The organism is Aliikangiella marina (genome assembly GCF_007004765.1).
Lineage (GTDB): Bacteria > Pseudomonadota > Gammaproteobacteria > Enterobacterales > Kangiellaceae > Aliikangiella > Aliikangiella marina.
The window spans coordinates 1,091,218-1,110,091 of the sequence record NZ_VIKR01000001.1; the positions used below are offsets into that span (position 1 = coordinate 1,091,218).

Below are 18,874 nucleotides of genomic sequence, written 5' to 3' on the forward strand. Positions count from 1 at the left end.
CTATTTGGCTTGATAAGTATAGTTCTATTCAATTAGACAGTCTGTAATGGAATCACTCAAAGTGCATCTATAAACTATCGAAAAACAACTTGAACCAAATTGGAGCTTATAAATGACACAAGATGTTTATGAACCACCTAAAGTGTGGCAATGGGAACAAGGAAATGGCGGAAAATTCGCGAACATAAACCGTCCGGTTTCAGGTGCAACTCACGATAAGGAGTTGCCGGTCGGTGATCATCCTTTTCAGCTATATTCATTAGCTACGCCAAACGGCGTAAAAGTCACCATTTTGTTTGAAGAATTACTTGAAAAAGGAATCACAGAAGCTGAGTATGACGCTTTTTTAATTGATATCGGTGAGGGCGATCAGTTTAGCTCCGGTTTCGTTGCGGTAAACCCTAACTCTAAAATCCCGGCGCTCATTGACCGGTCAGATGGAAAAGAACAGAGAGTTTTTGAGTCGGGTGCGATACTGCTTTATTTAGCGGAAAAATTTAATGCGTTTATTCCAAAAGACAGTGCCGCAAGAACAGAGTGTTTATCTTGGTTATTCTGGCAAATGGGCAGCGCGCCTTTCCTAGGCGGTGGTTTCGGACATTTTTATTCCTATGCCCCGGAAAAATACGAATACCCCATTAATCGCTTTACGATGGAGGTCAAACGACAGTTAGATGTTCTCGATAAACAGTTAGCAGACAACCGGTACTTGTGTGGTGATGAATACACCATTGCTGACATAGCTATTTGGTCTTGGTATGGCCAGGTGGTATTGAACTTAGTTTATGATGCGGCGGAGTTTCTATCAGCTCACGAGTACAAAAATGTCAACCGTTGGGCAAAAGAAATTGCAGAACGACCTGCTGTTATTCGAGGAAAGCGCGTCAATAAAAGTTGGGGCGATGAGGCAGACCAAGTTAGAGAACGACATAGTGCTGCTGACTTTGAATAAAGGGTCGTTTATACGAAAGCTGTAAAAAGACAGCAAAAGTTTTCGTGTAAATCTTTGGATGCCTGCTAAAATCGAACTCAATAGGACAATACTATTTTAATATGAGCTGAGAGGGAACGAGAATGGCAGGTGATATTCCAGGTGACGAATCATTATGGCCAGTAGCAAAGTTTTACTTCCAGGTAGAATGGGGCGCTGAAGTATTTAGTTGTCAAGAAGTGACGGGGCTGGATATGGAGTCTCAACTTCCAGTATTTCGTCCTGGAGATAGTCTAGAGTTTTCTACAAACAATAGGCTGGACACTCATCTCACTTTGAAGAGAAGTTTCTTAGCTCCTGATAATCAGATTTTCAATATGCTCAACCCGATTGACGCTAATGACATCAAACCAATGCCGTTAGTCATAAGCTTGGTTGATGAGACTGGCGTCCCAGTAATGACATGGACACTGACAAATGCTTGGCCGACCAAAATTGTCAGTGCCGCTTCAGAACCTGAAACTAGTGAAGTGGCGGTTGAGTCAATTGAAATGGTCTATTCAACGCTTTCTCGAGGCAATGATTTATTGGATTAATTTAAGATGGGCAAAAATATTCAACTCACTCATCGAACTGCGACTCAAGAAGATGTTCCAGCACTCATCGCACTGATGCAAGCTTCGATCGAAGTCAACATGAAGCCATTTTTAAGCGAGTCGGAAATTGAAGCTGCTAAAGAAACCATGGGGGTTGATAAAACGCTATTGCAAGATAAAACCTATTTCGTTATCGAAACCAGAGTCGATGGTCAAACAGTAATCATAGGCTGCGGCGGCTGGGGTAAGCGACGCACGCTCTATGGGGGCGATCATACTAAGGGAAGGGATGATTCGCTTAGTGATCCCATCACAGAACCAGCCAGAATTCGAGCCATGTATACTCACCCTGATTGGACTCGCTGTGGCGTTGGGGCTTATTTAATCAACTTAGGAGAATCCGAAGCGCGCAAAGCAGGTTTTAAGTCAATAGAGTTGGGCTCAACATTGGCAGGTGAACCGCTCTATTTAAAGTGCGGATTTGAAGAAGTCAGTCGTGAGGTTCAAATTGGTGAGAATGGCTCGGATAACACCATTATTAAAATGAGAAAGTCGCTTTAATATCAAGCAAAAAACCAAATCACCATCAAGACGATTTATTCGATTTCGGCGCTAAACTCACAATGCCGATCCCAGTAATAATCATTCCTGCAGCAAAAACAAACGCGGTTGAGAGCGTTTCATTGACTAAGAAGACACCGCCTACAGCGGCAATGACCGGTACCGAAAGCTGACTTATTGCTGCAACGGTTATGCTGATACGCTTAACTGTAAAGTACCAAATGGTGTACCCCATACCTGAAGCGAGCGCACCTGAAGCCACCGCTAACCAAAAGCCTTTGCTGGTGAACGAAAGTGACTCAAAGTAAAATAGCATCACTGGCAAGCAAAGCGGAACACCGCGCAAAAAGTTTTCCGCGGTGTCTGATGTCGGCGACTTAGATTTCTTGCCTTGTAGGGTATAAAAAGCCCAGCCAATACCAGCGACAAACATTAACATAAAACCTATTAACGGCGGTGTGCTTGCGCTTGGAAGCATCAACCAAACAAACCCAGCGATTGATAACAATACGCCAAACCATTCTAATAAAGAGAGCCGTTGACCTTTAACGATTTGGAAACCAATCATGCAAAGTTGTACTGTCGCGAAAAGGATTAACGCACCAGTTGCGGTATCTAGTTGTAGATATGCGAAAGAGAAAAAGACGGCATAAACGAATAACATCAATGGCGCCACCCAGGTATTCCAACAAAAATCTGTCAACATGCGCCGCCACTGAATATCCGGGTTGCGACCCTGTAGTTGGACAATCAATGTCAGAGTCACTGCCCCAGAAACAACCCGAATAAGGGTAAAACTGCTTGGATCGATTTCGTTATTACCGAGTGCCAAGCGACATAATACTGAATTTGCTGCGAACGCAACTAACGCGGTTAGACAACTGACAGTGACTAATAATTGATTAGTCCTATTACTATTTGATTCACTCGTTAGGTTTGTCATTTGTTATGAACACTATTATTTATGTTTACGTTTATGTTAATCGTTATTGAAAAATTTTTTGGCAGATTTTATTTGCTTATTTTCTTTTGCGGTAGCTTGTCCTATTATGCCGGTTAACTCAAGTATTGGTTCGCCACAAAGCAACATAAATTAGGAATCGCGCTGATGAAAGATAATTATCGACCTGCTACCAAAATCGTTCATGCAGGTGCAGCAAAGGTCAAACAAGGTGAAGCTTTTAATCAAGGACCCGTGTTTGCAAGCGCATTCCATCTAAGCGGTGATGTTGATCCTAAAGCCTATCAATATGCTCGATTCCATAATCCAACGTGGGAAGCGATAGAAAGTGGCCTTGGTGATTTAGAAGGCGGCAGCGTACTTGTTTTTCCTTCGGGCATGGCTGCAGTTGCCGCTGTATTGACAAGTTTTGTTAAGTCGGGTGACAAGATCCTCGTGCAATCCGACGGTTATTATGCGACTCGAGCATATGCAGAAAATTTTTTGGTGAAGTTTGGCGTAGAAGTTATAGCAGTGCCGACGCTCTCAATACCTGACCAGGATTTCTCTGATTTTAAGCTGGTTTTTGTTGAATCGCCGAGCAATCCGCTACTCGATGTTTTGGATATCAAACGATTGGCTGAGAAAGTTCATGCCGCTGATGGCATTCTTGCAATCGATAACACAACGATGACGCCGATAGGCCAACAACCGCTGCGCCTAGGCGCCGATATTTCAATGTGTTCCGATACCAAAGCATTAAATGGCCATAGTGATGTATTATTCGGCCATGTTGCGACGAAGAACGAATCGATGCTTGAACAAATGCTGCTCTGGCGAAAGCTTTCAGGCAATATTCCTGGCCCAATGGAAACTTGGTTGGTACATCGGGGTATGGCCAGCTTGGATATGCGGCTCCAGAGAATGGTTAATAATGCACAAGTCATCGCAGAGTTTTTGCAGAACCTTTCATCGGTTAAATCGGTGAGATATCCGGGTTTAAAGGAGGATCCTTCTTATGTTATCGCGACAGAGCAAATGCAACATTATGGCTTTATCATTAGCTTTGATTTAGGTGAGAAAACTAACGCTGATCGGTTTTTAAAGAAAGCTAAGCTTATCATCGAAGCAACAAGCTTCGGCGGGATGCATACCATGGCCGAAAGGCGTGCCCGATGGGGGACGGATAATGTTTCTCCCGGTTTAATTCGCTTGAGCGTCGGTTGTGAAGCGGTTGAAGATATTATCGCGGATATAGCACTGGCGCTTGAAGGGTGATTTTTAAGATCAAGGAGCTAGAGGTTTAATGTCCGGTCTGTAGGTATCAGTATTTAATACCAAAGACAATCTTCGTTGATTAAAATGAGTCGGATGGTTAGTCTGTTGGGTATTAACCGTATGAAGACTTAATGATGACCCAAGAATACCAATATAAAAAACGCGAAGTGACCTTAGATAAAGATCGAGAATTTCGACTCGGTGAAGGGCGTATTAGTGGCTACAGTTCGCTAATTTTAGGGGTATTGAGTCTACTCGCGGTTTTAGCCTACTTATTTCCATCCTATTTAACGACCACTGAACTGCGACAAGCTTATGATGCCGAGCAGTTGCAGTCTTTGTTGAAATATGGAATGTATTTTTCGCTGTTCTTTGGCGTCTTGACATTTGTGCTTGGCAAATATCGTCGAATGGGTGCGGCTGGAATATCACTTACTTTAATTGCCTTCGCGCTTGGAGGTTACTCGATTCCGGTTCAGGATGTTGAGCCTCGAGCCCTTTCTCTGGGGGTTGACTGGCTAATACTTGCTTTTTTAGGCTCCGCGTTTGTTTTTATGACACTCGAAAAATTAATGCCAAAATACAAAAATCAAGTGATCCTGAGAAAAGAGTGGGGACTCGATCTATTCTATTTTTGTTTTAATCACTTAGCGATTTCAGCGATTCTTCTCTATGCCAATTACCATGTTAGTCATTTTGAATGGGCATTAAGTCCTGAATTTCAGAACTACATTCAATCAATTCCATTACTTTTACAGGTTGTCATTATCATCTTATGTGCAGACTTTGTGCTTTATTGGGAGCATCGGTTTTTTCACGAAGTAAAGGCTATTTGGCCTATTCATGCAGTTCACCACTCTGTTGAGACCATGGATTGGTTAGCAGGATCTCGTGGTCATTTTTTGCAAGTATTCTCTGAACGAGCAATGGTAATGATTCCACTTTATTTACTGGGTGCTGATAAAGCGGCTTTAGACATCTATGTCACATTCGCTGCACTGCAAGCGGTGCTCATTCATTGCAATACTAAAGTGAAATTTGGTTGGTTAAGGTATATTTTCGTTACACCGCAGTTTCATCACTGGCACCATAGTTCAGAGAAGCCGGCAATTGACACCAATTATTCGGCACATTTAGTCCTTTTTGATTGGCTTTTTGGTACTTATCATATGCCAAACGATCATTGGCCAGCAGATTATGGTACGACTCGTAAGCTTCCAACCAGCTTTATCGGACAGCTTTTTTACCCGCTAACATCTCATATCAGTGATAAAAAGTCGTAATATGGGCAGCTTGGTGTCGATCGGCGGATGATTCATCGTTTTAGGTCATCAATTCCAACCCGCTAATGGGACTAATCTCATCCTTTTTATGCTGCACTGCATAAGTTTAAGCACCAACCTAGAAAATTGGCTTTTTTTTAAGCTACGCCTATACTTAGGTAGGGACGTAGGGTTTAGTCGAACCTGAATTATTGGTATAAATTAAGTAGGTGCATTTGCGATGAAGAGTCGCAGATAGGGAGATTGAAGGATGCCTAGAGTAGCAAGAGCAGCCAGCGCAAAAAATAAAGAGAATGGCGACGGACGAACAAGCATAGACCTAACTGGCGCGGAAAAACAACTCAACGAAATTAGAAGTTTGTTGTTTTCAGAAACTGTTCAGGATTTACGTAAGGAAATGACGCGTAATTTTAGCGAGCATGATAAACGCATTGAAAAACTCTCCGCGCTTCATCAGAAAACCACAGAACAACTCAAACAACAGATTAAAGATCAAGTCAAACGCATTAATGATGCATTAAAGAAGCAAAACAAAGATCTCCTTAATTCAGAATCTCAACTAAAAAACGAACTTGATAATCTCCACGACCAGGTTGAACAAAATCGCGATTGGGTAGCCGCTGAACATGAAAATATTTACGGTGAAATAGCCGAAAAATACGAAGCTTCAATGGCTAAACTAGAGGCAGTAGCGAACGAACTCATTGATAACAAAGTTGAACGACGCAGTTTAGCACAAATGTTTTCGAATATAGCTTCATCACTAGATCCCGAGTTGGCGAAAAATGACAACAATTCTAAATCAAAGCGCAAGTAGCCAACAGACAGACGAATTAAAAAGGCTCAGAGAGCTTGTCCTTGGTGATGAATATCGAGATGCGATTGAACAAGTTGTTGATAAAGGCTTTTCTCGAAACGTCGCCGACGTTGTCAGCGAAGCGATCGAAATACGAAACCAACAAGATGATACGATCGGTCAAGCGCTCGCGCCAGTTGTCGATACCGCACTAAAAAAATCAATTGAAAAAAGTCCTCAAAGCATCGTCAATGTTATCTTTCCCATTATCGGTCCGAGTATTCGAAAAGCGGTTTCATCGGCAATCCTAGATTTACTTTTGTCAATAAACCAGCTTATTGAACGAAGCGTCGGAATACGCTCATTGAAGTGGCGGATTGAAGCTTGGCGGGAGGGAACCCCCTATGCGAAATATATTTTACTTAAAAACATCAAGTACCGTGTTGATCAAGTGTTTCTTATACAAAAAGAAACTGGCATCTTAATGGCTTCAATGAACAACCGCTTCTATCAAGATGCCGACAATGATCTCGTTAGCAGTATGTTGACGGCTATTAATGATTTTGTGATTGATTCATTCAACGCTACCGAAGAGGAAACATTGGAGCGTATTCGATTTGGCGATAGAGTTATTCAAATTAACGTTGGACAAAAAGTCATATTAGCCGTCGCAGTGACAGGACTAGTGAGCCACGAGGTTAAAGAGCGAGCCATTGAAACACTTGAAAGTATTGAGCTCAATCAACAAGACTTAATTGCTGAGTTTGATGGCGATACAGAAACGATGCATGCTGTTTTGCCCGCTTTAGAAAATTGCTTAGTCGAAAAAAAGCATATTCAAGCAGAAAAGAAATCACGCCCTTGGATTGCTTATTCATTAGTATTGGTTGGCGCCCTCTGGCTAACATTGATGGGTTATCAAAGTTGGGTGGTCAATCAAAAAATTGCACGTAGTATTAGCTTCATTAAAAGTCAGCAAGCCGTCGCGCTTCTCGGTCATAAACTTGAGAGTGAACAAGTCACTTTTGATCTATTACAGGACCCTTCGTCAGGCGATCTGAGTGCTCAACTTGAGGCGATTTTCGGCAATGATTATCGGGTTGTTGTCAATGCGACTTACGCTAATCTTGATCAAAATGAGGTCTGGCTCAACTATCTCAATAACCATTATCGATTTACCAATAAACCTCAAATGGATTTAGCTGAAGGTATTCTATTTATACGTGGTGAAATTGACGCCAATGACTTAGCTAAACTTAACCAGGATGATTTAGTCACTAGCAAGTTTACAACCATAGACGTATCGGATGCACGAGTTGTTTCACCTTTGACCGCTGAACAGCTACGAAACATTGAAATCAGCAAACTTAAAAATAAAATTAATGCTGTTCAACTATTCTTTGAAACGTCGAAAACAGCGCTAAACCCGAGTGAGCAGTCAAAACTGCGAGTGTTGGCGGAGGATTTATTGGAATTACAGCGAATGGCTAATGGTGATTTAAGCATTCTAGGTCAAGTTTTAATTCTCGGTTTTGCTGATAGCGCGGGTACGGCTCAAAAAAATCTTAACTTAAGTGAAGATAGGGCAAAATATGTCAGTGATTATTTTGTTGCTCAAGGAATTGATCAAAATTTAATCGTGATTCATCCTATGGGACACGTTGACGTTAAAAATCTCGATGCGAAACAGCAACGAAGAGTAACTGTATCAGTTATCAGCAGTCGGAGTGGGCGCGCTGAAAAAAATATTGAACAAGAAGGTCAGCTCGATAGAAGTAAAGCCAATCAAGAATCGGAACGAAGGTTGTTGAGTAAAGAGAGTGAAGAGGATAGCTCATGATCTCAAGAAAGATCTGTATGTTGGGCTCTTTTGCTGTCGGTAAAACGAGTCTAGTCAAGCGTTTCGTTGAAAGTATTTTTAGTGAAAAGTACAAGACAACAATCGGCGTACAAATTTCTAAGAAAGTGGTCACTTTAACCGCTGCGGACGTTCAGTTATTAATTTGGGACATCGAGGGGGCCGATGACTTTATCAAAATGAAAACACGATATCTTAGTGGTGCAGCTGGCTGTATTTTGGTTGTAGATGGGACTCGACCGAATACCGCAAAGACAGCCAATGAACTCGTTGAACTGATGCAACAAGAACTGGGTGATAAACCATTCGTATTTTTAATTAATAAGCATGATCTTCTTCACGAGTGGAGAATTGATGATGCACAACTCAAATTATGGCAAGCAAATGGGTGGGCGCCTATATTCACCAGTGCGAAGACCGGAGAAAACGTTGAATTAGCTTTTCATCAATTAGCGGAACGGACATTAAAGGAATCGGTAAAACCCACATGAACGGAAGCCAAGAGATATTAAACGCACTCGGCTTTCAAGGGTTTGTTCATTTAGGCGAGGGCAACTTTGAATTGATTAATCAAAGTACGGATTGGTTCGAAACCATCGTTACCCAAGCGATCCACGAAGCCAGTGGGTTAGATGATTCGTCTGCGCAATCAACGAACAATCAAGGTGCCGAAATACCTAGTAGTAGTCAAAGAAACGTTAGGATCGCAAATGGTAAAACTTTTGACGATAATGACCTCGCGCTTAACAAGCCATTTAAACTTGCCGTACTTTTTCCTTTTATTGAAAACTTCCTAATTGACGCGAACCGAATTTGGTTATCAAACACTGAAACGGTGGTCGATTCTGGCGTATGGACTGAACAAGGTGCTGACGGCAATGAGTATCAGCTTGTATTAAAAGCTTTTAGTGTCGCCCGTCAATCAATGCTTTTAATTGAAAATATTTCAGATCAATTTCCCGAGAAGCAAGGTGTCTATCAACGGATGCGTGAACTCGCATTGATTAATGAAAAACTGATCGTTGAACTCAACCGAAGGCAAAGAAGCTTACAAAAAGAAATTCTTAAAACAATTGAACAAAAAGCTAGCATGAGAGAACTTGAAAAAGAGTATCAACACCATGCGGCAGCAGTGATGATTTGTCAAAGTGATGGACATGTGGAAGTCGCTAACAACGCGCTCGTCAATATTTATCGTACCGAGTCCAATGGCGAAAACACCTACCAATCGTTACTTGAACACTGGGTGAATGAAGCGGAGCAAATTTATCCAGAAATTAAGACAAATATTGAAGCGGGTCGATACTGGGAAGGTAATTTTCAAACAACGAGCTTTGATGGTACTAAAAAGGTTATCCAGTTATCTATTTCGCCAGTATGGGGCGAGGACCTAAAAATTAATCATTATGTCTGCATCGCTTACGATCTATCTGACTTTAAAGTTGAAGACGAAGATAGTGATGAAAGTATTGAGTTTGATTTTACAACTAAACTACCCAATAGACGTTATTTTTGGCACAAGTTTGAACAGCGAAAAGCGAGCGCAGATTCTCGTCAAGTCGGCTTTGCTTTGGTGCTGATCGATCTTGATAATTTTAAACAAATTAACGATGAGTTTGGCCATATGTCTGCCGATAAAGTACTGGTTACAATCGGCGGGCGTATTTCTTCGAGTGTTAAGCACGACGATTTCGTCGCACACCTAGGTGGCGACGAATATGCCATTTTATTAGATTACCATGCGAATGAGCTGGATACCTCACTGATTACTGAGCGTTTATTAAGAGTCATCAATGAACCTCTCATGATTGAAGATTCGTTAATAAATATTAATTGTAGTATTGGCATCACTACTTATCGAGGGGAGGAGATAAGTAATAATGAGCTTTTTAAACAAGCCGATCTCGCACTGCATTACGCCAAACAACAAGGCAAAAACTGTGCACAGCGTTATCATAAAAAACTAGAGAAAAGGCCAGAGTCCCTCAAAAAGATACAGCACTTACGTGCCGCGATGATTCAACGTCAATTCGAGCTTTATTACCAACCACAAGTTCCCTGCGATGGTAGTGACAATTATCGCGCAGAAGCTCTCCTAAGATGGAATCATCCCACCAAAGGCTTGCTGTATCCAGGGGAATTTCTCGAGCTTCTCGAAAGCTCAGGTTTAATTGTTAGTTTAGGATATTGGATTATTCATCAAGCTTGTCGACAAATTAAAATTCTTCAGGACGAGGGGCTTTCGATTGTTGTTGCAGTCAACATTTCTGCGAAACAGTTACACCATGCCAGTTTTTATAAGGAACTCAAAAAGGCCATCAAAAAAGCCAACATAGCGCCCAGTTCACTTGAACTCGAAATTACCGAGCATTGCTTCGTCGGCGAAGAACAGTCAGTAATTAAACTACTCCAAAAAATTCGCGAACTCGGTGTGCTGGTTGCTATCGATGATTTTGGGTCGGGCTATTCGTCGCTAAGTTATCTTAAAAAGTTACCTGTCGATGTGCTTAAAATTGACCGTTCCTTTATTACTGAGCTACCAGGAGATACTGAGAGCAAAGCGATAATACAATCGATACTACAGTTGGCAGAAGCCTTAGACTTGAAAGTCGTTGCAGAAGGCGTAGAGACTGAACAACAATTTCGCTTTTTGCTTGACTATCACTGTCACTACATTCAAGGTTATATTTTCTCACCGGCGGTTAAGTTTAATCAATTAGCAGGTTTACTAAAACGACTTAAAGTCACTCAGACTAGAAAGTAACGACGCTTTGGTTTAATCCTAGGTCACATTTGAGTTCAAAATAAATAAGAGTCATATAACAGTAAGTTAAACTGTCAACGCTAAAATGAGATCTGTTACGAGTATATTGTAACGTTGCGTTTGAAGGTAAAAATTGAATGAGTCAGTACCAGACGACTAATAAGCTAAAACCGCTATGATTTGCTATTCAAGTCAAAATCAACCTTACAAAATCTAAATTAAAATTAAAATAAAGTTAAAATCAATATAAATATCAATAGGGCTTAATATGAAACCAATTATTCTAATCTGTATCTCCATATTGATGGTGTCACAGGCACACTCCAGTGAATACTTTCCCAGCAAAAATGACTGGCAAACGAAAAAGCCTGCAGAATTAGGTCTCAACCCGAAGTCAATCGAGCAAGCAATCAAGTTTGCAAAAGACAACGAATACTCAGGAGATAAAGACCTAAGAGTTGCTATTTTAAAGGGGTTTGCCAGAGAGCCATTCCACCAAATCCTAGGACCCACTAAAAAGCGCGGCGGTCCAGCCGGTATGATTGTTAAAAATGGGTATATTGTCGGTCAATGGGGAGATCTCGACCGAGTTGATATGACTTTTAGCGTTACCAAAAGCTATCTTTCAACCGTTGCTGGTCTAGCTGTGGATAAAGGACTGATTAGCAATATCGATGATCAAGTAAGCCACTACGTTTGGAGTGGCGAATATGACGGGAAACACAATAGCCAAATTACCTGGGAGCATTTGCTCAATCAATCTTCGGATTGGTCTGGTGAATTATTTGGTATTAAAGATTGGGCAGATAGACCACCTCAAGAGGGCGGTTTGGATGATTGGAAGTATCGCCAAATTAATAAGCCTGGAACCGTCATGGAATACAATGATGTTCGAGTTAATCTACTTGCTTATTCTTTGTTACATGTTTGGCGCAAACCGCTACCGCAAGTCTTAAAAGAACATTTAATGGATCCGATCGATGCCTCTCCCACGTGGCGCTGGTTTGGTTATAACGATGCTTGGGTAACCGTTGATGGATTAAAAATGAAATCAGTTACAGGCGGCGGGCATTCAGGCGGAGGTGTCTTCGTATCGACCTATGATCAAGCTCGTTTTGGTTTGCTTTTTTTGCGAGAAGGGCGTTGGCAAAGTAAACAAATTATTTCTACTGATTGGGTGAAAGCTGCAATAACACCGTCCGTGCCGAATGAAAGTTATGGATATATGTGGTGGATAAATGGCGGTGAGAGAAAATGGCCGCAAGTGGCTAATAGTGAACTGTATTACGCAGCGGGTTTTGGTGGTAATTTTATCATAAACGATACTAAAAACGACCTTATGATTGTCACTCGGTGGTTAGAGCCCTCTAAAGTGGGTGAACTCGTAAAAATGGTTCAATCAAGCTTGAAGTCACGATAAGGAAACAATTTTCTCGTTGTAATTAATAGTTTATTGAGAAAAATAATGAAAAGTTCAAACAAAGATTATAATCTAGAACGATTTAAAATAGCTCAGGATAAGTGTTACCACAAAGTCAAAGCGGAGCTTTCAACTGAACGTAAGTTAACTCATTGGATGTGGTATATATTTCCCCAAGTTTATGGATTAGGTCAGTCGGCAACAGCTCAGTTTTACTCAATAAAGTCACTCCCTGAAGCGAATGCATATTGGCGAGATCCACTACTTGCTGGCCGACTCAAAGAATGTTGCCAATTGTTGATTGACGCGCGAGAAACTAATATCACAAAGATAATGGGTTCACCTGATGATTTAAAACTTTGCTCAAGTATGACGTTGTTTGATCATGTGATCGATAATAATTCAGTGTTTAAATTAGTTTTAGAAAAATATTACAATGCCTCGGCCGATCCATTAACACTAGAAAAAATAGCATCATGGAACGCCGCATCGGAATAATCAGCGATCCTCATGCGACCTTTGCGCCACTCGAACAAGCGTTGCAAATATTTACGCAACAGTCAGTTGAAACGGTTTATTGTTTAGGTGATGTGGCTGGTTATGGACAAGAGCTCAGGCAAGCTCTCACGCTATTAATGGGATATAATGTTAACTGCATTTTAGGTAATCATGAGGCATGGTTACTAGAGGAAGGGAATGCTCAGCAACTATCTAAAGAAGCGCTTAGTTTTATTCAAACTTGGCCACGTTATCACGAATGTATCATTAATAATGTTGCTCTCCATTTGTCTCATTCAAGTCCTTATGGTGTGTTTGACAAAGGGATTAGGTTACTGAATAAAACGGGGACTCGCGATAACCGTGCGTGTGAGCATTGGCAAATGGAATTAAAGAAAATAAACTTACAAGCAAACGTTTTGCTGGTCGGACATACCCATCAAATTTTTGCTGAGAGACTAAACGATACATTAGTCGTTAATCCAGGAAGTTGTTTGTTTAATCACAGTTGTCTCATTCTCAATCTCCCTTCAATGGATATTGAGTGGATTAATTTATCCAATAAATCACTGATTAAAAATTGGCATTGGGGTCATCAAATTTAAAACCCAAACTGGAAAACACGATCTGTTCAATTTCGCGCTACGTATTCTATTATCAAATACTCAGGCTATAGTCGATTATTATAAGGAAAACTGATTATGTTACGTATGTTAAGCCTCGTTATGCTTCTGTTACTGACTGTGGGTTGTGCGTCTCAATATCCCAATCAAAACCCGTTAGGTAAGGTCTTTCCATCGGTAAGCGGTCAATCCCTTGAAAAACAACTAATCGACATGCCCGCTCATTTCGCCGATCGGCAAGTGTTGATTCTTTTGGGTTATGTTCAAGACTCACAGTTTGATATTGACCGTTGGTTGATAGGTCTGGATATGACACAGACTCAAGTCGATGTATATGAGCTCCCTACGATAGCCGGCATGTTTCCAAGAATGTTTAAAACTCAAATCGATAATGGTATGCGCAAGGGCATACCCAAAGAATTATGGAAGGGCGTTATCACAATTTACGCTGATGGGGACAAGGTACAGCAATTTACCGGCAATACTAATCCGAACAACGCGAGGGTAATGCTCCTCGACGAACAAAGCAAGATAATATACTTTTATGATGAGGGTTTCTCAGTGTCTGCACTAAACAAAGTGAGAGAACTCATAAAATAAACGACAAATTGTTTTACATATAATGGGCGATTGCCGGTGCTGTACGGCTTGCACATTTTAAACCGAGTCCCTATGATGAGGCTTGAAAATAACCTCTTAAAAGCAAAACGGGACTCAGTATGACGACTCAATCACCTTCCATTAAATCTCTCTTCGCTGTGGGTCTGGCGGCGACCTTGAGCTTAGGCGCAAGCTATTCAACTGAAGCAAAGGATAGTAAATCACTCGATGAGATACTTGCAGCACAACCCGAAAAGGTTCAAGCGAGATATACCGCACGAAAACCAAAACAAACGCTAGAGTTTTTTGGTATAAAACCGGGAATGACTGTTGTTGAAGCTCTGCCTGGCGGAGGCTGGTACTCTAAAATTATCATGCCTTATTTAGGCAAAAAGGGCCATCTCATTGGCGCTGATTATTCTGCAGACATGTTTCCATTATTTGGTTTCTTTTCTCAAGAGCGCTTGGACGCTAAGAAGACTTGGGTGCAGTCCTGGACTAAAGAGGCTGAGACATGGCGCAGTGATGACAGCGCAACCGTTGCCGCATTCCAACTTGGAAGCTTACCGAGCGCGATGCAAGAAAAAGCCGATGCGGTATTGTTTATTCGAGCTTTACACAACCTCGCAAGATTTGAGTCAAAAGGCGGTTATTTGACTCAAGCATTAGCGGACACGAAAAACGTTCTTAAAAAAGGGGGTATTGTCGGTATCGTACAGCATATGGCACCTTCTGACGCCAGTGACGAGTGGGCTGATGGTTCAAGAGGTTATTTAAAGAAAGACTTTGTTATCAGCAAAATGGAAGCTGCCGGTTTTGAACTTGTCGCGAGTTCCGATATTAATGAGAATCCAAAGGACAAACCAACAGGCGATGATATTGTTTGGCGACTGCCACCCTCTTTAGTGACCAGCCGTGAAGATGAAACACTAAAGAAAAAATATCAAGAGATTGGTGAATCCAATAGAATGACTTTGTTGTTCAGAAAGAAGTAGTCGCCCACGAGAAGCGCTCTTATTAGCCTCGCGTCTCCTTCAGTTATTAACATAAAATAGGAATTTTAAGCGGCACCTGTGCCGCTTTTTCATGGGGATTAACATGCTCAAATCTTTTATTTTAAACGTTAGTTTGCTTCAGCTTTTCATTCTGTGTCTTTCGCTCAGCCAACCGTCTTCAGCGAGTGATTTTGAACAAGGCAAGGTGATCGATTATTCTCCCAGTATTTTGTCGCAAAGAGACCGAGTGGAGCCAGCAAATCGAATCATTCTTGACCGCTTAAATAACTTATTACCTAAAGTCATGGCTGAAACAGACATCGATCTGTGGCTAGTTATCAACCGAGAATACGAAGAAGACCCATTATTTTATTCTTTAGTACCTCATACCACTTTCGCAGCGCGCCGCACCACCATGCTAGTGTTCAGTAAAGATGAGCAGGGAAACGTTGAACGTTTTACAGTAAGTCGTTATCCGATCACCGGGTTTTATGAGACTCGTTGGGAAGGTGGTTCACTGGACGAGCAATGGAAACGTTTAGGTGAAATTATCGCAGAGATTGATCCCAAGAAAATCGCTATCAATACCAGCGAGCATTGGCCCCTCGCGGACGGGCTCACACATGGTTTATATAGGCTGCTCTATGATGCGTTGGACGAAAAGTATCGCGAACGATTAGTTAGCGCTGAACCACTGGTAATCCGTTGGATGGAAACGCGTACTGCCGCGGAATTGGATATTTATCCGCATGTTGTCAATATCGCCAGGAGTGTCATCGCTGAAGCTTTTTCAAGCAAGGTCATTACGCCCGGTGCGACCACAACAGACGATGTTGCTTGGTATATTCGCGAACGATTTGAATCACTTCAATTGCGTCCTTGGTTTCAACCCTACGTAAATGTGCAGCGCAAAGGGGATAAAATCGACAAGGACTCGCCATTTTTCGGTGCATCAGGCGTGGTGATCAAGCCTGGTGACGTATTACATACTGATGTGGGAATATGTTATTTGAAGATGTGTACCGATACTCAAGAAATGGGGTATGTTCTTCGTTTAGGCGAGTCAGAAGTTCCTCAAGGCTTGGTAAAGGCTTTAGCAGTCGGTAATCAATGGCAAGATAAGTTTACGGATGAGTTTAAAACTGGTCGAACGGGCAATGAGATCCTGGCCAAAACTAAAAAAGCGATGAAAAGAGCTAAAATTTTGGCGAGCACTTATACCCATCCAATCGGATTTGTTGGCCACGCGATTGGCCCTACGATAGGTATGTGGGACAACCAAGGTAATACGCCTGTAAGAGGTGATTGGAAACTATTTCCCAACACAGCTTATGCGATCGAGGGCAATATCAAAACCCAGGTCAAGGAATGGGATAATCAATGGGTTCAGATTAAACTAGAGCAAACAGCTGTTTTTAATGGTAAAAAAGTTATCTATTTAGCTGGCCGACAAACCGAGTGGCATGTTGTGCGTTAACAGTGAGTAGTTTTGTCGACTAACGTGTTTATTCCTAATTTGTTGATTCAATCAATTCTTGAAAGGTCATCTAGCTGAGATACACCGTTAGTAACATGCGGTTAAAAGAGTAAATTTTAGACAAAAAAATAGGGAGCGGGGGGCTCCCTTAAATCTCGGGGTTACGATCACGAGTTGAAAAAGATTTGTTACTGATTAAAAGTCGCTAAAGCCAATATTAAGTTTTAGTGACTAAATCGAGCCCTTGTTCATCACCGTTAATCATCTCTTCGTAAGCACAGTGATAGATAAGTTCGACATCAGCGGCAACGCTACCAATATAGCTTTTTGCCTGAGCAACGTTTTTAAAGATATCACCGATACGTCGAGTTCTATCTTTGGTGGTGCGCTCAAAAAGTAAGTAACCGACGCCTTCTACGGATTCAATTTCATACTTTTTCATTCGCATTTCACTTGTTGCCCGTCGTTGGTTAAATATACGGGCAGGATTTATTTTTGGATCAGTGTTTTAGTATTTAGCAGGAAAATTTTTTATTGAGACCACACACGGGTCGATTATTTAAGAGACGCAAACGATTGAGTTGCAGTAGTTGAATTAAAACGCAACTCAAAATAAGGCATAAGTCTTTGTTTTATATGATTTATAATAGTCTCAAAATCTTTGCAGAAAACGCTGGGGTTGGCAAAACCGTTAGCGTCGGACCAGCGGGTGACCAATGGGCCACTACCACAAATTTTTTTAAATTCACAATCTTGACATTTTTGTACAAGATTTATCGAATTAGAGTAAACGGCTTGCCAGAGAGGATCTTCGGTGACTTGTTGAAGTTGATGCGTTTCAATATGTATTTTACTGATTGGTAGATTCTCAATCATTCGAAGGTCGTCAGTTGCTTCCAAATGGCCATCAGTTAATAGGGTAACGGTGGAAATGAAACCGTATCCTTGAATGCTACTCTTGCCGCCGACGAGTTGACACATCATCCCATCCAATAATCTGATATTAACCCCCAAATCAAGATATTTATCGAGATATTCATCAAATAGCCGGCAATAATAGTCAGCGATAGAGAGCTCCTTGTGACCATAATGTAAGTGTGGGATCAAGACATCAAAGTTATACACTTGCAGCTTATTCACAAATAAGTCGATCTGTTCGACAGGTGAAACTTCAGGGGAAGCGACACTCAGCAAATACACCGGTATACCATGGCGTTTGATGCGTCTTATCTGATTGATAGTTCGTTCAAAAGTACCTCGTCCTTTGTGATCGATACGGTATTGGTCATGGACTAACTGACTACCGTCTAGACTCACGCCCAGTAGAACTTTAAATTGCTTGATACTGGCCAACCATGCTTTATCTAACAACAGGGCGTTGGTTTGCATTGAAAGTTTAAGCTCACAGCCCGTTTCAGCTTGAATAGCAATAAGGCTTTCGCACAATCGATTGAATTTTTCCAACGGATAAAGTGTCGGTTCGCCACCATGAAAAGCGATAGATATTTTGTTTAGCTGATATTCTAGAAGGTGTTGGCGAAGTTTTTCTAGAAATAAGTCAATGTGTTTGTCGCTTATTATTTTGGGGGACTGGAGCACTAAGGGGTCTTCAAACCAGTAACAATAAGTACAGCGAATATTGCATCGACTTGCGAGTTTAATAATGAACTCGTTTACAACTGGGTATTCAATGTGCCCACTTGTACCGTCGAGACCGTTTAGAAAGTGTAAATGACTCACTTAGACTGGGTTAACTAAACTTTAATGGTATTTGCTAAACGATTAAGCAAAAGAGCGAACAATAACAAATTAAAACGGCGTTATTATCTGAGGTGCCACTGTTCGCTTTTTTCGCAGAATCTAGTTGCCTTTCTCGCGATGTTCTTTTTGATCGGGCTGTTCTCGATGTTCTTGCTGATGAGGTTGTTCTCTGTGCTCTTGTTGATCAGGTTGTTCTCGATGGGCTTTCATCAAATCGTCACTTTGCGTGTCGCGCATAGCATCGAGTTTTTTTATTAACTGCGGTGATAATTGTGCTTTTTGTTCCCCTGTTGACGTTGATTGCATCTTAATCTTCCTTTTAATTGTTGGGTCAGATAGATTATTAACCAAAGACCGGTTAAATTTCAATAGTTTAGTTGTTGTGGTTGTTTATTGAACAATCTTGTTTCAGTCTCGCTTCAATAATGATCAAATAGAAAATTTTTCAGCTAAATTAAAGCATTTATGTTTGACGGGGGAACGCGGCTCTGAT

At 41.4% G+C, this 18,874-nt stretch carries 19 protein-coding genes; 15 read left to right on the forward strand and 4 right to left on the reverse strand.

The features are described 5' to 3' along the window. Positions 1 to 112: 112 nt before the first annotated feature. The 3 genes from yghU to FLL45_RS04805 all read left to right on the forward strand — a co-directional run bounded on the left by yghU (position 113) and on the right by FLL45_RS04805 (position 2,088). Positions 113 to 952, forward strand: a complete 840-nt coding sequence (gene yghU / locus FLL45_RS04795; protein ID WP_142940840.1) for a glutathione-dependent disulfide-bond oxidoreductase — start codon at positions 113 to 115, stop codon at positions 950 to 952. A 122-nt stretch (positions 953 to 1,074) separates the two neighbouring features. Continuing rightward, positions 1,075 to 1,527 carry a phage tail protein gene (locus FLL45_RS04800; RefSeq protein WP_142940841.1) on the forward strand — a complete coding sequence of 151 codons (453 nt, stop codon included), beginning with the start codon at positions 1,075 to 1,077 and terminating at the stop codon, positions 1,525 to 1,527. A gap of 6 nt (positions 1,528 to 1,533) precedes the next feature. Then, positions 1,534 to 2,088, forward strand: a complete 555-nt coding sequence (locus tag FLL45_RS04805; protein ID WP_142940842.1) for a GNAT family N-acetyltransferase — start codon at positions 1,534 to 1,536, stop codon at positions 2,086 to 2,088. Positions 2,089 to 2,113: 25 nt separating this feature from the next. Here FLL45_RS04805 and FLL45_RS04810 read toward each other — a convergent pair whose 3' ends face one another. Beyond that, positions 2,114 to 3,031: a DMT family transporter gene (locus FLL45_RS04810; RefSeq protein WP_142940843.1), complete on the reverse strand. Its 918-nt coding sequence runs from the start codon at positions 3,029 to 3,031 to the stop codon at positions 2,114 to 2,116. A gap of 165 nt (positions 3,032 to 3,196) precedes the next feature. Here FLL45_RS04810 and FLL45_RS04815 point away from each other — a divergent pair, with 165 nt between their 5' ends. From FLL45_RS04815 to FLL45_RS04870, 12 genes are all read left to right on the forward strand, one after another. Beyond that, positions 3,197 to 4,306: a cystathionine gamma-lyase gene (locus tag FLL45_RS04815; protein ID WP_142940844.1), complete on the forward strand. Its 1,110-nt coding sequence runs from the start codon at positions 3,197 to 3,199 to the stop codon at positions 4,304 to 4,306. Between the two features lie 131 nt (positions 4,307 to 4,437). Next, positions 4,438 to 5,589 (forward strand): sterol desaturase family protein, encoded by a 1,152-nt coding sequence (locus FLL45_RS04820; protein WP_142940845.1) that lies wholly within the window; start codon positions 4,438 to 4,440, stop codon positions 5,587 to 5,589. Between the two features lie 250 nt (positions 5,590 to 5,839). Then, positions 5,840 to 6,406, forward strand: coding sequence for a magnesium transporter CorA family protein (locus FLL45_RS04825; RefSeq protein WP_142940846.1), 567 nt, complete (start codon positions 5,840 to 5,842; stop codon positions 6,404 to 6,406). Then, positions 6,375 to 8,225, forward strand: a complete 1,851-nt coding sequence (locus FLL45_RS04830; protein ID WP_142940847.1) for an OmpA family protein — start codon at positions 6,375 to 6,377, stop codon at positions 8,223 to 8,225. Before FLL45_RS04825 ends, FLL45_RS04830 begins: the two co-directional genes overlap by 32 nt. After that, positions 8,222 to 8,734: a Rab family GTPase gene (locus tag FLL45_RS04835; protein ID WP_142940848.1), complete on the forward strand. Its 513-nt coding sequence runs from the start codon at positions 8,222 to 8,224 to the stop codon at positions 8,732 to 8,734. Before FLL45_RS04830 ends, FLL45_RS04835 begins: the two co-directional genes overlap by 4 nt. After that, entirely contained in the window at positions 8,731 to 11,007 is a 2,277-nt protein-coding gene (locus FLL45_RS04840) for a putative bifunctional diguanylate cyclase/phosphodiesterase (RefSeq protein ID WP_142940849.1), read from the forward strand. The genes FLL45_RS04835 and FLL45_RS04840 overlap by 4 nt, the downstream gene beginning before the upstream one ends. A gap of 268 nt (positions 11,008 to 11,275) precedes the next feature. Further along, positions 11,276 to 12,427: a serine hydrolase domain-containing protein gene (locus FLL45_RS04845; protein WP_142940850.1), complete on the forward strand. Its 1,152-nt coding sequence runs from the start codon at positions 11,276 to 11,278 to the stop codon at positions 12,425 to 12,427. A 45-nt stretch (positions 12,428 to 12,472) separates the two neighbouring features. Then, positions 12,473 to 12,925, forward strand: coding sequence for a DUF1810 domain-containing protein (locus tag FLL45_RS04850; protein ID WP_142940851.1), 453 nt, complete (start codon positions 12,473 to 12,475; stop codon positions 12,923 to 12,925). Continuing rightward, positions 12,904 to 13,530, forward strand: a complete 627-nt coding sequence (locus FLL45_RS04855) for a metallophosphoesterase family protein (protein WP_142940852.1) — start codon at positions 12,904 to 12,906, stop codon at positions 13,528 to 13,530. Before FLL45_RS04850 ends, FLL45_RS04855 begins: the two co-directional genes overlap by 22 nt. A gap of 96 nt (positions 13,531 to 13,626) precedes the next feature. Next, positions 13,627 to 14,148, forward strand: coding sequence for a hypothetical protein (locus tag FLL45_RS04860; RefSeq protein ID WP_142940853.1), 522 nt, complete (start codon positions 13,627 to 13,629; stop codon positions 14,146 to 14,148). A gap of 119 nt (positions 14,149 to 14,267) precedes the next feature. After that, complete coding sequence (locus FLL45_RS04865) at positions 14,268 to 15,143, forward strand: class I SAM-dependent methyltransferase (RefSeq protein ID WP_142940854.1); 876 nt, start codon at positions 14,268 to 14,270, stop codon at positions 15,141 to 15,143. Between the two features lie 103 nt (positions 15,144 to 15,246). Continuing rightward, the gene (locus tag FLL45_RS04870; RefSeq protein ID WP_142940855.1) at positions 15,247 to 16,620 is read left to right on the forward strand and encodes a M24 family metallopeptidase; all 1,374 of its coding nucleotides are present in this window, start codon (positions 15,247 to 15,249) and stop codon (positions 16,618 to 16,620) included. Between the two features lie 217 nt (positions 16,621 to 16,837). On the opposite strand, the gene FLL45_RS04875 is transcribed toward FLL45_RS04870, so the two are convergent. The 3 genes from FLL45_RS04875 to FLL45_RS04885 all read right to left on the reverse strand — a co-directional run bounded on the left by FLL45_RS04875 (position 16,838) and on the right by FLL45_RS04885 (position 18,687). Then, positions 16,838 to 17,062, reverse strand: coding sequence for a hypothetical protein (locus tag FLL45_RS04875; protein WP_142940856.1), 225 nt, complete (start codon positions 17,060 to 17,062; stop codon positions 16,838 to 16,840). A gap of 113 nt (positions 17,063 to 17,175) precedes the next feature. Continuing rightward, positions 17,176 to 18,360, reverse strand: coding sequence for a radical SAM protein (locus FLL45_RS04880; RefSeq protein WP_142940857.1), 1,185 nt, complete (start codon positions 18,358 to 18,360; stop codon positions 17,176 to 17,178). A 120-nt stretch (positions 18,361 to 18,480) separates the two neighbouring features. After that, positions 18,481 to 18,687, reverse strand: a complete 207-nt coding sequence (locus tag FLL45_RS04885) for a hypothetical protein (protein ID WP_142940858.1) — start codon at positions 18,685 to 18,687, stop codon at positions 18,481 to 18,483. Positions 18,688 to 18,874 lie beyond the last annotated feature (187 nt).

What these genes read in the sequence shown, in the direction of transcription:
- FLL45_RS04805 (WP_142940842.1), top strand. Translation starts at nt 1,534, where the DNA reads ATGGGCAAAAATATTCAACTCACTCATCGAACTGCGACTCAAGAAGAT.
- FLL45_RS04830 (WP_142940847.1), top strand. Translation starts at nt 6,375, where the DNA reads ATGACAACAATTCTAAATCAAAGCGCAAGTAGCCAACAGACAGACGAA.
- FLL45_RS04860 (WP_142940853.1), top strand. Translation starts at nt 13,627, where the DNA reads ATGTTACGTATGTTAAGCCTCGTTATGCTTCTGTTACTGACTGTGGGT.
- FLL45_RS04825 (WP_142940846.1), top strand. Translation starts at nt 5,840, where the DNA reads ATGCCTAGAGTAGCAAGAGCAGCCAGCGCAAAAAATAAAGAGAATGGC.
- FLL45_RS04810 (WP_142940843.1), bottom strand. Translation starts at nt 3,031, where the DNA reads ATGACAAACCTAACGAGTGAATCAAATAGTAATAGGACTAATCAATTA.
- FLL45_RS04845 (WP_142940850.1), top strand. Translation starts at nt 11,276, where the DNA reads ATGAAACCAATTATTCTAATCTGTATCTCCATATTGATGGTGTCACAG.
- FLL45_RS04870 (WP_142940855.1), top strand. Translation starts at nt 15,247, where the DNA reads ATGCTCAAATCTTTTATTTTAAACGTTAGTTTGCTTCAGCTTTTCATT.
- FLL45_RS04815 (WP_142940844.1), top strand. Translation starts at nt 3,197, where the DNA reads ATGAAAGATAATTATCGACCTGCTACCAAAATCGTTCATGCAGGTGCA.
- FLL45_RS04855 (WP_142940852.1), top strand. Translation starts at nt 12,904, where the DNA reads ATGGAACGCCGCATCGGAATAATCAGCGATCCTCATGCGACCTTTGCG.
- FLL45_RS04800 (WP_142940841.1), top strand. Translation starts at nt 1,075, where the DNA reads ATGGCAGGTGATATTCCAGGTGACGAATCATTATGGCCAGTAGCAAAG.
- FLL45_RS04885 (WP_142940858.1), bottom strand. Translation starts at nt 18,687, where the DNA reads ATGCAATCAACGTCAACAGGGGAACAAAAAGCACAATTATCACCGCAG.
- FLL45_RS04865 (WP_142940854.1), top strand. Translation starts at nt 14,268, where the DNA reads ATGACGACTCAATCACCTTCCATTAAATCTCTCTTCGCTGTGGGTCTG.
- yghU (WP_142940840.1), top strand. Translation starts at nt 113, where the DNA reads ATGACACAAGATGTTTATGAACCACCTAAAGTGTGGCAATGGGAACAA.
- FLL45_RS04875 (WP_142940856.1), bottom strand. Translation starts at nt 17,062, where the DNA reads ATGAAAAAGTATGAAATTGAATCCGTAGAAGGCGTCGGTTACTTACTT.
- FLL45_RS04820 (WP_142940845.1), top strand. Translation starts at nt 4,438, where the DNA reads ATGATGACCCAAGAATACCAATATAAAAAACGCGAAGTGACCTTAGAT.
- FLL45_RS04840 (WP_142940849.1), top strand. Translation starts at nt 8,731, where the DNA reads ATGAACGGAAGCCAAGAGATATTAAACGCACTCGGCTTTCAAGGGTTT.
- FLL45_RS04835 (WP_142940848.1), top strand. Translation starts at nt 8,222, where the DNA reads ATGATCTCAAGAAAGATCTGTATGTTGGGCTCTTTTGCTGTCGGTAAA.
- FLL45_RS04850 (WP_142940851.1), top strand. Translation starts at nt 12,473, where the DNA reads ATGAAAAGTTCAAACAAAGATTATAATCTAGAACGATTTAAAATAGCT.